13 protein-coding genes are annotated in these 13,236 nt (G+C 71.5%); 7 read left to right on the forward strand and 6 right to left on the reverse strand.

Going from position 1 to position 13,236, the window contains the following annotated elements:
• Position 1 precedes the first annotated feature (1 nt).
• Positions 2-595, forward strand: coding sequence for a hypothetical protein (locus NLF94_RS14790; protein WP_254838396.1), 594 nt, complete (start codon positions 2-4; stop codon positions 593-595).
• On the forward strand, positions 595-2,376 hold the full coding sequence (locus tag NLF94_RS14795; protein WP_254838397.1) for a GMC family oxidoreductase N-terminal domain-containing protein: 1,782 nt from the start codon (positions 595-597) through the stop codon (positions 2,374-2,376). The genes NLF94_RS14790 and NLF94_RS14795 overlap by 1 nt, the downstream gene beginning before the upstream one ends.
• A 16-nt stretch (positions 2,377-2,392) precedes the next feature.
• On the opposite strand, the gene NLF94_RS14800 is transcribed toward NLF94_RS14795, so the two are convergent.
• Together NLF94_RS14800 and NLF94_RS14805 are read right to left on the reverse strand one after the other, a co-directional pair.
• Positions 2,393-2,815: a GtrA family protein gene (locus NLF94_RS14800; protein ID WP_254838398.1), complete on the reverse strand. Its 423-nt coding sequence runs from the start codon at positions 2,813-2,815 to the stop codon at positions 2,393-2,395.
• Positions 2,816-4,246: a sulfatase gene (locus tag NLF94_RS14805; RefSeq protein ID WP_254838399.1), complete on the reverse strand. Its 1,431-nt coding sequence runs from the start codon at positions 4,244-4,246 to the stop codon at positions 2,816-2,818. It lies immediately after the preceding gene.
• 124 nt (positions 4,247-4,370) lie between these two features.
• Between NLF94_RS14805 and NLF94_RS14810 the strand changes: the two genes are divergently transcribed.
• Complete coding sequence (locus tag NLF94_RS14810) at positions 4,371-4,781, forward strand: Rieske (2Fe-2S) protein (RefSeq protein ID WP_254838400.1); 411 nt, start codon at positions 4,371-4,373, stop codon at positions 4,779-4,781.
• Between the two features lie 47 nt (positions 4,782-4,828).
• Positions 4,829-5,248, forward strand: a complete 420-nt coding sequence (locus tag NLF94_RS14815; protein ID WP_254838401.1) for a universal stress protein — start codon at positions 4,829-4,831, stop codon at positions 5,246-5,248.
• A gap of 30 nt (positions 5,249-5,278) precedes the next feature.
• On the opposite strand, the gene cmk is transcribed toward NLF94_RS14815, so the two are convergent.
• Complete coding sequence (cmk, locus tag NLF94_RS14820; RefSeq protein ID WP_254838402.1) at positions 5,279-5,893, reverse strand: (d)CMP kinase; 615 nt, start codon at positions 5,891-5,893, stop codon at positions 5,279-5,281.
• 181 nt (positions 5,894-6,074) lie between these two features.
• On the opposite strand from cmk, the gene NLF94_RS14825 reads away from it, so the two are divergent.
• Together NLF94_RS14825 and NLF94_RS14830 are read left to right on the forward strand one after the other, a co-directional pair.
• Complete coding sequence (locus NLF94_RS14825) at positions 6,075-7,412, forward strand: cytochrome P450 (RefSeq protein ID WP_254838403.1); 1,338 nt, start codon at positions 6,075-6,077, stop codon at positions 7,410-7,412.
• A 211-nt stretch (positions 7,413-7,623) separates the two neighbouring features.
• Positions 7,624-10,164 (forward strand): TIM-barrel domain-containing protein, encoded by a 2,541-nt coding sequence (locus NLF94_RS14830; protein ID WP_254838404.1) that lies wholly within the window; start codon positions 7,624-7,626, stop codon positions 10,162-10,164.
• A 6-nt stretch (positions 10,165-10,170) separates the two neighbouring features.
• Here the strand turns inward: NLF94_RS14830 and NLF94_RS14835 are convergent, their stop codons facing one another.
• From NLF94_RS14835 to NLF94_RS14845, 3 genes are all read right to left on the reverse strand, one after another.
• Positions 10,171-10,353 carry a hypothetical protein gene (locus NLF94_RS14835; RefSeq protein ID WP_254838405.1) on the reverse strand — a complete coding sequence of 61 codons (183 nt, stop codon included), beginning with the start codon at positions 10,351-10,353 and terminating at the stop codon, positions 10,171-10,173.
• 66 nt (positions 10,354-10,419) lie between these two features.
• On the reverse strand, positions 10,420-11,205 hold the full coding sequence (locus NLF94_RS14840) for a DUF7260 family protein (RefSeq protein WP_254838406.1): 786 nt from the start codon (positions 11,203-11,205) through the stop codon (positions 10,420-10,422).
• 100 nt (positions 11,206-11,305) lie between these two features.
• On the reverse strand, positions 11,306-11,725 hold the full coding sequence (locus NLF94_RS14845) for a dCTP deaminase/dUTPase family protein (RefSeq protein ID WP_254838407.1): 420 nt from the start codon (positions 11,723-11,725) through the stop codon (positions 11,306-11,308).
• Positions 11,726-11,825: 100 nt separating this feature from the next.
• On the opposite strand from NLF94_RS14845, the gene NLF94_RS14850 reads away from it, so the two are divergent.
• Positions 11,826-13,133 carry an oxidoreductase gene (locus NLF94_RS14850; RefSeq protein ID WP_254838408.1) on the forward strand — a complete coding sequence of 436 codons (1,308 nt, stop codon included), beginning with the start codon at positions 11,826-11,828 and terminating at the stop codon, positions 13,131-13,133.
• The last annotated feature ends 103 nt before the right edge of the window (positions 13,134-13,236 follow it).

Consider the following 13,236-nt stretch of genomic DNA (forward strand, 5'->3'; position numbering starts at 1 on the left):
CGTGAGCTACACCCGCGGGACGTTCGCGGCGCTCGTCGACGCCCTGATCCCCGAGACGCCGGAACTGGCAGCCCGCGGCGACGAGCAGGTCCCCGGCGGCCTGGAGGTGGGACTGGAGGAGGCGGTGATCGAGCGCGTGAACAACTTCGTCGAGACCCACGGGCTGGCGTCGCTGGCCGGCGACGCGGTGCCGCTGGCGCCCGTCGTCGCGGCGCTTCTGGACACGGCCGCCGCGGAGTTACTCGTTCGGCGGCGGGACGAGGACGGCCTGCAGTCGCCCGATTCGGCGTTCTCGTCGGGACCGTTCTCGCGGCTCTCGCGGGAGGACCGCCTGCGCGCGCTCCGGCTGCTGGAGGAGGAGGGCGTCGTCGCGGCGCTGGCCGAGCGGTTCGACGCCGCGAGCCTCGGGACCGTCCAGTTCCTGGCGAGTTCGCTGCCCATCCTCGTGGAGTTCGTCTACTACTCGGAAGCGACGGCCGAGGAAGGCGAAGAGCGGTCGCTCGGGTGGCGGCAGGCCGACTACCCCGGGCCGGCCGACGGCTATCCCGTGATGATGGGCTACGAAGTAGCGGAGTTCGAGGAGAACGAGTACTGATGCGCGAACGCGACACCGACGTCGTGGTGGTCGGCGCCGGCGGGGACGGTCCCGCCCTGGCGTGGCGCCTCGGTCAACTCGGCGTCGACGTGACGATACTGGAGGCCGGCCCCTTCTACGGCAACGAGGAGTGGCCGGCGCCGAACGACGCGCCCGGCGGCGAGGCCTCGGGCGACCCCGACGACCTCTCGGGGACGCTGTACGACGAGCAGTTCACCGCGAGGGAAGGCGAGATGAACGACCCCGTCACCGGGAAACTCCGGTGGGGACCGGCGGACGACGACCGACCGCCGTGGCAGCGCACCGTCCCCCAGCAGGCGCTCATCGCCCAGCTATCCGGCGTCGGCGGGACGACCCAGCACTACTACGCCAACCACCCGCGGGCGTTCGTGCCGGCGGTGAACGACCAGCCTCACTGGCCCATCGACTACGCCGACCTGGTGCCGTACTATCAGCTCCTGGAGGATACCCACCCGGTGAAGCCGGCGCCGACGACGCCGAAGGCCGAGGCGTTCTTCGAGGGCGCCCGGCGGGCCGGGTACGACCGCAACGACGGGTTCAACGTCACCGAGGCGGGCTACCGGCCGTTCCCGAACGCCATCCCACAGCCGGACGAACGGCTACGGCGCGACGGTGGAGGCGCGGGCGACGGCGACGAGACGTCCGGTGACGACGGCCCGTACCGCTATCCCGACTTCGAGGGCGACACGCTGGCGATGCACGAACACCAGGGCGGCCCCCACCCGCGGGACGCACCGTTCCGCGAGCGGGCCCGCAGGTCCTCGAACGTCTCGCTGGTGCCGCGGGCCTTCGACACGGGCCACGTCGAGATACGGCCCAACGCCTTCGCCACCGAGGTGCTGACCGCGGGCGGCCCCGGGAGCATCGAGGCCACCGGCGTGGAGTTCCGCGACACCTGGGCCGGGACCACCGAGCGCGTCCACGCCGACGTCGTCGTGCTGGCGGCCGGGTGTGTCGAGACGCCGCGGCTGTGGCTCAACAGCGGCCTACCGGACGACGGCTGGGTGGGCCGGGGGCTGACGACCCACTGGTTCGACTTCGTGGCCGGCACCTTCGACCCCGACACGCTGGAGGAACTGATCGGCCAGCGAGCCATCGAACCCCACCAGGGGCAGGCGGCAGGCTCCCGCCTCGACGTGCCGGGCGTCGGCGGGATCGCGGTCAACACCTTCGCGCCCGGCATCACGGCGATGGCGACGTACGCCGCCGGGAAGGGCGAGTGGGCCTTCGACCGCGACACCGCGGGAGAGCCGTGGGACACCTGCGGCCGGCTGTCCGGCCGCGAACTGAAGGAACAGATGGCCGACTACCGGCGGACGCTGACGCTCATCTGTCACACCGACGACCGACCCCGGAAGGACAACGGCGTCTCCGTCGACGAATCCACCGAGGACGAGCACGGCCCCGTCCCGCTGGTCGAGTGGGAACCCCACCCCGACGACGACGAACGGCGGGACGAACTCGCCCGACGCGGCGCCGAGGTGCTGCGGGAGGCCGGCGCCGAGCACGTCCACCGGACCGACGCCGCGCCCATCCTCCTGCACATGCAGTCCTCGATGGCCATCGGGAAGGTCCTCGATACGGGCGGCGAGGCGAAGAACGTCGACCGGCTGTTCGTGGCCGACCACTCGGCGCTGGCCAACGGCGTCGGCGGCGCGAACCCGACCCACACCGGTCAGGCGCTGGCGCTCCGGACCGCAGAACACGCCGCCGAGCGGTACTTCGGCGGCGTCGACGACCCCGTCGGCGACCCGACCTGACGGGGTCGGCCGGGGCTCACGCCCAGGTCCACTGGGAGTCCAGCGCGTACCGGTACAGCCCCGTGACGCCGATGGCGAAGACGTTCGCAACGAGGTACTGCAGGGAGGCGTACGTGACCAGCAGCCACAGGAGCCCGAGCTGGAGCGGGATGGCCGACCCCCGGACGATGTTGGTCTTCAACAGTCCGTATAGGTAGGCCCACCGCTCGGTCTTCCGGTCGGCGGTGAACGTCCATGCGTTGTTCAGGACGTACTGGAACACGATTGTTATCTCGATGGCGATTGCCGCCGCAAGCAGGTAGTTGAGTCTCCCGAGTTCGACGAACCCGAACAGCAGCCCCTGCTGGACGCCCGCTGCGAGGAGGCCGACGAGGAAGAACCGCCGGAGCCGGACCGCCAGCGGCCCCTCGACTGCCATGCGGAGCAGTCGCCGCACCATCTACCTGTAGCCGAGCGCCGAGAGCCGCGTTTCGAGGTCCTCATCCATAGCGTCGCCGGCGTCGCCGGCCGACTCCTCGGTCAGCGACGCCGCGTGCGCCTCGGCGACGGGACGGAGTCGGTCGAGAACCGCCGCCGTCTCGCCGCCCGGCGCCGCCGACAGTCGGTTCTCCTGCTGGTCGGGATCGGAAGGTCGGTGGTACAGTTCCTCGTGGCCCGTCTCCGTGTTCGTGATGTAGGTCCACTCGGTCGTCCGGGCGCTGACGAGCAGGTCGCCGTCGTCGAGTCCCCGCGGGATGGGCTGTTTTGTCACCTCCTCGCCGCGGACGGTGACGGAGACCACGGGATCGTCGGCCGGCGGCGTCCCCTCGAGGACGGCCGGGAGGAGGCTCTCGCCGCCCCAGGAGGCGTCGGCATCGACGCCCGCGAGTTCGCACACCGTCGGCGGGATGGCGTCCAGTCCGACGGCCCCCTCGACGCGGCCCCCATCGACGCCGGGCACGTCGACGACGAGCGGGACGTGGGCGAGTTCGTCGTACAGTTTGGGGTAGTGGGCGAGGTGACCGTGCTCCTGGAACTCCTCGCCGTGGTCGCCGGCGACGACGAAGGCGGTGTCGTCGGCGAGGCCGGCCGCAGCGAGGGTGTCCCGGAGGCGGCCGATACTGGCGTCGACCTGCCGGACAGCGCCCTGGTACAGCGTCCGGAGGTCCCCGAGCGTCCGGTCGTCGACCTCCCAGCCGAGGCCGGTCTTGGTGTGGGCGACGATCATCCGGTGGGTGCCGAGCCGCGAGTCGGAGACCTCCCGGACGTAGCGGGGCGCGGGGACGTACGGCGTGTGTGCGTCCATGTAGTGGACCCACAGGAAAAAGGGGCCGTCGGTCGACTCGACGAACTCGGTGGCGCTCCGCTCGACGTCGAGCCCCCGTGAGGCGTCGTGGAACGGCTGTTCGTCGGAGTTGCCCCGGAGCTTCGAGGAGAGTCGCCGGAACGGCGAGGTGGCCAACTGGAGCCACGCCTCGACGGTCGGGTGGGCGGCGAGATACCGGCTGTAGATGCTGGAGCCGATCTCGGCGACGAACGGTTCGAAGTCGTCGAAGCCGTCGTCGTACCCCCAGTGGCTCGTCAAAAAGCCGTTGGCGGCGTTGAACCCGCCGGTTTCGAAGCCGGCCTCCGACATGACCTCGGCCAGCGTGCGGGACTCGTCGACGCCAATGTGTCCGGTGTCGGCGAAGACCGGCCGCGAGGCGAGGATACCGGGAAACGAGAAGGGCGTCCAGTTGCCGTTGGCGAAGGCGTGTTCGAAGACCGTGCCGCTGTCGGCGAGGTCCTGAAGCACCGGCGTGTGCCGCTCGGGGTCGTACGGACTGGTCGCGTCCGCACGGAGCGAATCGACGGTCACGAGTACGACGTTGTCGATGTCTACGCCGGTCATTGGTCGGTGGTGTGGTCGCCCGCGGCGCCGCCTTCGGGGTTCAATGCTGGTACCCTGTACTGTCCCGCCGTTCCTGAAACTTCCGGTCTGTACGTTTAAGTCAGTCACGGCCGGAACGACGGCCATGTGTGCGAGCCTCGTCGCCGCTACCGACGATATTCCGGAGGTCGGGACGTACCTCTTTACCGTGCGCGAACCCGACGGGAGCCTGGAGGAGGTCGTCCTCGTCGATCTCGAGGACGGCGTCGCTGCGTGGAAGAACTTCTGCCAGCACGAGACCGACCAGCGACTCGACCGGGGCAACGGCGCCGCCGTGCGCGACGGCCGGCTCATCTGCCCGAAACACGGCTCGATGTTCGACGCCGAGACGGGCTACTGCGACAACGGGAAGGCCGCGGGCTCGACGCTCGTCGAAGTCGACATCGCCGTCCGGCACGGCCAGGTGTACCTCACCGACGACGACCTCGAGTTCGTCGGCGAGGGCGGCATCGACGACGACGGTTCGCCCTCCTCGACGTCGCATCTGACGTTCTGAGCGGTTCCGCCGGACCGCTTTTGTGGCTGCCACCCGACGTCGAGTGTATGTACGACGACATCCTCTTTCCGACGGACGGCGAGACGGGTGCCGACGCGGGGTTCGAGCGGGCCGTGGCGGCCGCCGAGACCTTCGGCGCGAGGCTGCACGTCCTCTACGTCGCCGACACGACCAGAGACAGCGTGACCACCGTCGGCGGGGACGTCGTCGATGTCCTCGAGCAGGAGGGCGAGGAAATCGTCGACGAGTACGTCGACCGGGCGAAGGCCCGCGGCATCGACGCCGTCGACGCCGTCATCCAGGGGCAGCCTCACGATATCATCGTCGAGTACGCCGAGGCCAACGCCGACCTCGTCATCATGCCGACCAGCGGCCGGGAGGGCGTCGCCGAACACCTCCTCGGGAGCACGACCGAGCGGGTCGTGCGCACCTGTTCGGTGCCAGTGTTGACGCTGCCGGCCGGGTGAGAACCGGCGCCGAACGAACCGGCGTCGCCGTCAGATTTCGAGATCCTGCGTCGGAACGGCACCCTCGTCGTCGGTCGGTTCGTACGTCTCGATCGCGGTGAGGACGAGTTCGAGGACGCCCGCCGGACTCCAGCGGGCGGTGTTGATCGAGAGGTCGTAGATGGAGCGGTCGGTGATGTCGATGCCGTAGTAGTCCTCGTACCGTTTGGTGTCGATGACGTCCCGGACGCGCATCTCGGCGCCGATCTCCTCGCGGTCGGCGGTCCGGTCGACCCGAACCTCCTCGGGGGCGTCCAGCCAGACGCGGAGGTCGGCACGGTTGCCCGCGATCCAGCCAGCGAGCCGTGACTCGAGGATGAACGCCTTGTTCGCCGTGCCCCACTTCTCGGCGACGGTGCGCAGGCGGCGGTCGATCTCGCGGTCGATCTCCTCGGAGGCACTGGCCTCGGCGACGAACTGGGTGAGGCTCATGTCCCGCTCGTCGGCGAGTTCGCGGAACACCTCGCCGCCGGAGACGTAGCCACAGTCCAGCGCCTCCGAGAGCGCCTCACACAGCGTCGTCACCCCGGAACCGGACCGGCCCGAGACGGTGACGAAGAGATTGCTGTCGAGTTTCTGATCCGCGGTGACGTCGAGCGTCGGCATCGGTCCCGATACCGCCGGGCGGGGCATAAACGCGGTGGTGGCCAGCGGTTGCGAGCCGGGGCGAGGCGAGCGAGTCGAACGTCGTACTGCCTGCCCACGGCTCGGGGAGGCCGTCGACCGCGTATGCGGAACCCTCTGCCGGGCGCGAAAGCCCCAAGCGGGTGAGACCCTACTCTCGGGTATGTCGCGTCCACTCCCGGCCCCGCCGGACGCGGGCCTGTTGAACGCGGTCCGGTTCGGCACGGGAACCTTCCGGTTCCTCGAGGGCATCCAAGCGCGGTTCGAGGACGGCACGGCGATTCCGATTCCCGGCCGGCCGCCGCTGGTGCTCCTGACGAATCCCGACCTCGTCGCCGAGGCGCTGGAGCGCCGCGAGAACTTCCCGCGCGTGCCCGCCCAGGACGCCGCGGCCATGATAGCCGAGCAAGGCCTCGTCCAGAGCGAGGGCGACCTCTGGGAGCAGCAGCGGTCGGTCATGGCGCCGGCCTTCGGCGGCAAGCAGGTGACCGCCTACGCGAACACGACCGGTCGGCGCGCCCACCGCCTGGCCGACGAGTGGGCCGCCGCCGGCCGGCAGGACCTGAACCTCCACCGCGAGATGACCGCGATGACGATTCGTGTCGCCTCGGAAATCCTGCTCGGCGAGGACATCGGCGCCGACCGCGCCGAGCAGTTCCACGAGTGGATGTCGGTCGCCGGCCGGGAGTTCGAGTTCGGCGTCGAGGTGGCGCTACCCGAGTGGGTCCCCACGCGGACCTCCCCGGCCTTCGAGGAGGCCGCCGAGGGTATCCGCGGGCTGAGCGAGGAACTCATCGACCGGCGCCGGGCGGCGATGGCCGACGGCGGCGAGGAGGGCGCCGACATGCTGACGCTCCTGCTCCGGGCCGCCGAGAACCCCGACGTCGAGATGCCGGACGAGCAGATACGCGACGAGGTGGCGACGTTCCTCATCGCCGGCCACGAGACGACGGCGCTGAGCCTCACCTACACCCTCTCGCTTCTGTCGTGGCACCCCGAGGCTCGCCGGCGCGTCCGCGAGGAGGCCCGCGAGGTGCTGGGCGATGGCCCGCCGGAACACGCCGACCTCGCCGACCTGGAGTACACGAAGCGGGCCTACCACGAGGCGCTGCGGCTCTACCCGCCGGCCTGGGCCGTCTTCCGGCAGGCCGACGGCGACCAGCCCCTCGGCGAGTACACCGTCGCGGACGGCTCGGCCGTCATCAGCCCGCTGTGGTCCATCCACCGCGACGCGCGGTACTTCGAGGACCCCGGGACGTTCGACCCCGACCGCTGGCAGCGCCGCGACCCCAACGCCGTCGACGCCTACATGCCGTTCTCGACGGGACCGCACGCCTGCATCGGCCGCGGGTTCGCCCTGTCGGGGGCGACGCTCGTGCTCGCGCGTCTCGTGCGGGACTTCGACGTCGACGTCCCCGAGGACGCCCTCGACGACTTGCGCATCACGCCGACGCTGCGGCCCGCCGACGGTGTCGAGGCGACGGTCCGGCCGGTCGAGTAGCCCCGCGGTCGTGAGGGGGCGGCCGCCGTCTCGGTCCCGTCTGTCGGGGACCGGCGGTGGGTTGATTGAGCGCCGTCCACTACGACGGGCATGACTCCCGGGAACGGTCGAGCGGGCAGTCGCCGTCGGGGGGTGACCCCCCGCAGGTCGCACAAAAACCACCCGCGGTAGACGGCAGCAGGCATTTTTCACAGCGGTCGCAGGTCGGCCCATGGAGCCGACTGACGGCCTCTCGAGGCGGCGCGTCCTCCGGAGCCTCGCGGCGACGGGGGTCGCGGCCGGCCTGCCGACGGTCGCGAGCGGGGCGACCGGTCCTCGGCCCGCCGGCGAGGACCCGACCGTCGAGACCGACGACGACGCGGTACGCATCGAACACGACGGCATGACCGCCGAGGTTCGGCTGGACCCCTTCGGCGTCCGCTTTTCGGGCGTCGACGGCGAGGGCCCCACGGGGTTCGGCTACGGCGACGCCTCGCCGGTCGCCGCGCCGCCGACCGGGGACGCGCCCGTCGAAGCCGCCGAGACGGTCGCAGCGGCCGCCGAGGGAGCCGCCAGCGACCGCTACGGGACGCTCGGCTTCGCCGTCAGCGTCGCCGAAGCAGAGAACACGCCGCTGGAAGCGTGGGCCGTCACCGTCGAGGCCGACATCCAGTGGGTCCACGCGACGCGGGTCACCGACCGGGAGGGAGCGACCTTCGAGGTGGCCACGGAGGTGCCGGGACTGTCGGCGACCGTCACGGTCGACGGCGTCGACGGCGGCCTGCGGGTGCGGGCCGAACCCTCGGCGCCGGCGGCGGTCCGGAAGTCGGGGTGGTCGTTCCTGCGACCGACCGGCGACGGGGCGAACGACGACCGCACGGGCGAGCGGTTCCTCGGCTTCGGCGAGCGCTCCGACGGCGTCGACCAGACGGGCAGCGTCGTCGAGAACTGGACCGAGGAGGGGCCCTACTCGACGGGGGCGCTGAAGCCCGCGACGGACCCGCTGGTCGGCGAGCGCTTCCAGGGCGGCCCCGTCGGGGGCACGAACTACCCCGTCCCGTGGTTCGCCTCCAGCGACGGCTACGGCTTCCTGCTGGAGTCGACGTACTACAACGAGTTCCGACTGGCGGCCGACCGGCCGGACGCCTGGCACGTCGAGACGTGGGAGCCGACCTTCGAGTGCGTCGTCTTCGCCGGCCCCGACCCGGCCGACGCCGTCGCCGCCTTCAGCGGGTTCGTCGGCCGACAGCCCGAGCCAGCCGACTGGATATTCGGGCCGTGGTTCCAGGCCGCCGGTCCCGGCGACTTCCGGGAGGACCTCACGAGGCTGTTCCGCGAGTGGGACGTCCCGACGACGGTCCGGGAGACGTCCATCCACTACCTGCCGTGTGCCGACCAGGCCGGCGACCGCGAGTTCCACCGCGAGCGGACCGCCCGCGACCACGAGCGCGGCTACAAGGTGACGGCGTACGTCAACTCCTTCGTCTGCGAAAACCACCCCAACGGCGCCTACGCCGAGGGCGACAGCGAGGGCTACTTCCTCCAGACCCCGGGTGCGCCCGACGCCGACGGCGACCCGACCCAGAGCGGCGAGACCTACCCGGTCCCGTACTTCGCGTACTTCGAGCGGGACCACCCGTACCACGGCGTCGTCGACTTCACCGACCCCGAGGCGACGGCCTGGTGGCAGGACCTCATCTCGAAACCCATCGAGGACGGCTACGACGGCTGGATGGAGGACTTCGGCGAGTACGTCCCGCCGCGCTCCGTCTCGGCGGACGGCCGGACGGGCTACGAACTCCACAACCGCTACCCGACGCTGTACCACCGGGCCAGCCACGCCCTCACGACCGAGCGACGGGGCACCGACTTCGGGCAGTTCGTCCGCGCCGGCTACACCCGGACCGCCCAGTACGCCCGCATGGTGTGGGGCGGCGACCCCAACCAGGACTACTCGAAGGCCGACGGCCTCGCCGCCGCCGTCAGCCAGGGCCAGTCGATGGGCGTCTCCGGCGTCGCCTACTGGCGGTCGGACATCGGCGGCTTCGTCGGCCTCCTCAACGAGGAGAAGGCCGACGAGGAACTGTTCCTCCGGTGGGCGGCCTTCGGCGCGTTCAACGGCGTCATGGCGCCGCGGGCGCGCGGGTACCCCCGACCGGGCGACGACTCCGAGCGCGCCCAGCCGTGGCACGAGGACGTCCGGCCCGTCTGGCGGAAGCTCTGCAAGCTACGGACCCAGCTGTTCCCCTACCTCCGCGAGGCCGCCGGGACGTACCGCGAGAGCGGCCTCCCCATCATGCGGCACCTCGCCTTCCACTACCCCGACGACCCCGAGGTGTACGCCGCCGACGCCGAGTACCAGTTCCTGTTCGGCCGTGACCTGCTCGTCGCGCCGGTCGTCACCGAGGGCGCCCGCGAGCGCCGCCTGTACCTCCCCGACGGCGAGTGGGTGAACTTCTGGGACGCGGTCGAGTACGACGAGGCGACGGGCGCCTTCGAGCGGGTCGGGCCGGTCGAGGTCGTCGAGGGCGGTCAGTACGTCACCGTCGACGCGCCGCTGGACGAGATTCCGCTGTTCGTCCGCGCCGGCGCGGAACTGGAACTGCTGCCCGCCGACGTCGACACGCTGGCGAACGTCGGCAGCGAGGAGTACCGCTCGCTGGACGACGTCGACGAATCCGAGTACCGGACGCTCTCGTTCCCCGCCGGCGGGCCGCCGGAGGACGTTCCGTCCGACCCCCCGTCGGTGCTCCCCGGGGACCCCCCGCCGTAGGCCGCGTCAGGGTCGGCGATCGGTCGGTGAGCCGTCCTCGCGGTGGGCCAGGCGCTCGCCCACCGACCCCGGCACCGGGGTCCGACAGTACCGGCAGTACCACGACCGGCCGGTCGGCCGCGACTCCCGGATGAGTTCGTCCCCCGAGGACAGCGTCGCCCCACAGTCGCAGGTGTAGGAACTCGGCATACGTTCCCGTTGGGCTCGGAGATGCTAACGCTGTCGGCTGTTCGGGAGCGACGCGCCGTCCCCGCCTCAACAGCGAGCCATCGCACTCTCGACGTCGTCCCGGACGCGGCCGACGGCCGCCGTGAGGTCCGCGACGGCCGACATGACCGGGTAGTCGAAGGGTAGCTCCTGGTAGACGTACTGTGGGACGTCGGGCGCGTCGGTCGGCAACCCGGCCGTGCGGCGCTGCTCGAACAGCGTCGCCTGTCGCTCCTCGGCGACGGCCTCGCAGTTCTCCTCGAGGACGGTTAGCCGGGCCCGGTAGGCGTCGAGCGTCCCGAACGGCGCCTCCGACAGCGACCGCGCCGACAGGTCGGCCACCTCCTCGGCGACGGGCGACAGCGCCTCGGCGGCCGCTTCCAGCGACTCGGCCTCCCCCGACAGCGTCCCCAGCAGCGACTCCCGGGCCGAGCGGGCGGCGCCGGCCGCCGACAACAGCGCCCGCTTGCAGCGCGCGTTGAACCGCGTGCCGTCGGTGAGTGCGGCCGCCAGGTCCGGCGAGAACTCCGCCCCGAGGCTCTCGACGTAGCTGTCGCCGTACTCCTCGTCGTAGTGCGGCGCGCTCATCACCGTCTCCTCGTAGGCCTCCCGGACCGAATCGAGACCGTCCGTCGGGCCGGCAGCGACGCCGACCCGGGCGACCGCTCCGCCCTGCGAGACGGTGGTCTCGGTCTCTATTTCCCGGACTCGCTCCTCGAAGGTGCGGAGTGCCTCGAACTCGTCGGCCGTCCGCCGCCGTTCGCGCCGCAACGCCGTCGCGGCCCGCTCCAGGCGCCTCTCGATGCCGAACGCCTCCCCATCGGTCGCGTCCATGTCGGTCTCGGTACCGCCGGGAACATAGCCGGTTATAATTGGGGTACGAACGGCTCTCGTGGGCTGGCGAGGGCTATATAGCCGGGTCGCCTCGCTCGCCTCACCCGACGAGCAGCGTCGAGACGCGAGCGTTCTCCTTGAGGCGGAGGCCGGCGCCGCCGACGGCCAGCGGCACGGCGGAAAGCGAGTCGACGTGCAGCGTCGGGTGGAAGGCGCCGCGGGCCCGCACCGCCTCGCGGGTCTGGACCAGGAGCGAGACGTCCTCGGGCGCCGACAGGGATTCGTTGTACGACAGCAGGTACCGGCCGGCGTCGAGGTGCCACCACTCGTAGTCGTCGTCGGGGTTCCGCGGTTCGGTCTCGACCGCCTCGAGGTCGGCCGCTTCGAGTTCGCCGCCGCCGAAGTCGACGCGGCCGGGCGCGGCGACGCGGTGGACCCCGGCGGCGGTCAGGTCGACGCCGCGGCCCTCGGTCTGGGTCGGTTCGTGAACGAGGTCGTCGATGAAGGGAGCGATGTCCATGGGAGCTGTTCGCACGCCGGAACTAAAAACGCGGGGCGGGTCGGCCGCCAGGGACTGTCGGGGGGATGGGTTCTTGTGTCTCGTCGCGCAAGCGTCGCTGATGGTCACGCTCTCCGATTCGGTGTCGGTCGGCGGGCTGGAGCTCTCCAACCGGCTCTACCGGGCGCCGTTGCTCGAGTGTGCCGGCAACGGGCCGGCGGCGGTCGACCGCCTGATAGCGGAACTGGAGCCGGCGGCCGCGTCGGGGGCGGGCCTCGTCTGTCAGGGTGCGACCGTCGTCCGCGGCGAGGGCGGCTGTGCCGCGCCGGGGATGACCCGCGTCGACGACCCGACCTTCGTCGCCCGGCTCTCCGACCTCGTCGACCGGGTACACGCCCACGGGAGCCGCATCGTCATGCAACTCGAACACGGCGGTCTGCGGAGCATGGAGACGTGGCACGCCGGCTACCGGGACGAGCACCCCGACCTGGAGCAACTGGCCGTCTCCCGGCCGCCGTGGCAACTGCGGGCGCTGGATCGGCTCGGCCTGCTGTCGCTGTCGACGCGCGTGCTCTCGACTGCGGAGGTGCGCGAACTGGCCGCGGACTTCGGCCGGGCGGCGGCGCGGGCCGTCGACGCCGGCTACGACGGAATCCACATCGCCGGCGCGAACATGGGCATCGTCCAGCAGTTCCTCTCGCCGTTCTACAACCGCCGCGACGACGAGTTCGGCGGCTCGCTCGATTCGCGCGTCCGCTTTCCCGAACTGGTCCACGACGAGATTCGAGCGCGGGCCGGCGACGTGCCGCTCCTGACGAAGGTGCCCGCAGAGACGGCCGCGCCGCGGGTCGTGCGTCGGCACCTCGACGCCGACGACGCCGTCCGCATCTGCGAACGGCTTGCCGACGTCGGGTTCGACGCCCTCGTGCCCGTCCACACGTCGACGTTCTGGGACGCGAGCATCGTCCGCGGGGCGTTCCCGGAGCGCGCCTGGAACGACGAGCGGTTCCGGTCGGGGTACGCCGAGGCGTTCGGCAGCCGGCGGCGTGCGCGGGCCGTCGCGTTTCTGAACCGATTGCAGGCCCGCCGATTCCCCGCGGCGTCGGGGTGGAACGCCGACCTCTGTCGCCGCGTGCGGGCGGCCGTCGACGTGCCCGTCCTGCTGGAGGGCGGTCTCCGGGAGCGCGACCGCATCGACGCGCTGCTGGGGGAGGCCTGCGACCTCGCGGGCATGGCGCGGCCGTTCTACGCCGAACCGCGGCTGCCGGCGCGGTTGCTGGCCGACGGGGAGGCCGCCGCCGTCTGTGAGAGCTGTAACAACTGCACCGTGCCGCAGGTGACGGGCGCCGAGGGCGTCTGCCGGACGCCCGCGGTGCTCCGGCGGCGCGGCGAGCTACAGCGGCAGGGCGCCTACGACCGGGAGGTCTGAGGCGGCGCTGGTCGGCGCTGCCGGCGACGGAAAACGGGTCGCAGCCGCATCGCCGGCTGCCGGGACTTCGAACGGTCGAACCCCCCAGTTCGGGCCGTTCGGT

Source organism: Natronomonas marina (assembly GCF_024298905.1).
Classification (GTDB): Archaea; Halobacteriota; Halobacteria; order Halobacteriales; family Haloarculaceae; genus Natronomonas; species Natronomonas marina.

Excerpts from the sequence above, each read along its gene's own strand:
- NLF94_RS14795 (WP_254838397.1), top strand. The coding sequence starts at position 595 with ATGCGCGAACGCGACACCGACGTCGTGGTGGTCGGCGCCGGCGGGGAC.
- NLF94_RS14800 (WP_254838398.1), bottom strand. The coding sequence starts at position 2,815 with ATGGTGCGGCGACTGCTCCGCATGGCAGTCGAGGGGCCGCTGGCGGTC.
- NLF94_RS14805 (WP_254838399.1), bottom strand. The coding sequence starts at position 4,246 with ATGACCGGCGTAGACATCGACAACGTCGTACTCGTGACCGTCGATTCG.
- NLF94_RS14810 (WP_254838400.1), top strand. The coding sequence starts at position 4,371 with ATGTGTGCGAGCCTCGTCGCCGCTACCGACGATATTCCGGAGGTCGGG.
- NLF94_RS14815 (WP_254838401.1), top strand. The coding sequence starts at position 4,829 with ATGTACGACGACATCCTCTTTCCGACGGACGGCGAGACGGGTGCCGAC.
- cmk (WP_254838402.1), bottom strand. The coding sequence starts at position 5,893 with ATGCCGACGCTCGACGTCACCGCGGATCAGAAACTCGACAGCAATCTC.
- NLF94_RS14825 (WP_254838403.1), top strand. The coding sequence starts at position 6,075 with ATGTCGCGTCCACTCCCGGCCCCGCCGGACGCGGGCCTGTTGAACGCG.
- NLF94_RS14830 (WP_254838404.1), top strand. The coding sequence starts at position 7,624 with ATGGAGCCGACTGACGGCCTCTCGAGGCGGCGCGTCCTCCGGAGCCTC.
- NLF94_RS14835 (WP_254838405.1), bottom strand. The coding sequence starts at position 10,353 with ATGCCGAGTTCCTACACCTGCGACTGTGGGGCGACGCTGTCCTCGGGG.
- NLF94_RS14840 (WP_254838406.1), bottom strand. The coding sequence starts at position 11,205 with ATGGACGCGACCGATGGGGAGGCGTTCGGCATCGAGAGGCGCCTGGAG.
- NLF94_RS14845 (WP_254838407.1), bottom strand. The coding sequence starts at position 11,725 with ATGGACATCGCTCCCTTCATCGACGACCTCGTTCACGAACCGACCCAG.
- NLF94_RS14850 (WP_254838408.1), top strand. The coding sequence starts at position 11,826 with ATGGTCACGCTCTCCGATTCGGTGTCGGTCGGCGGGCTGGAGCTCTCC.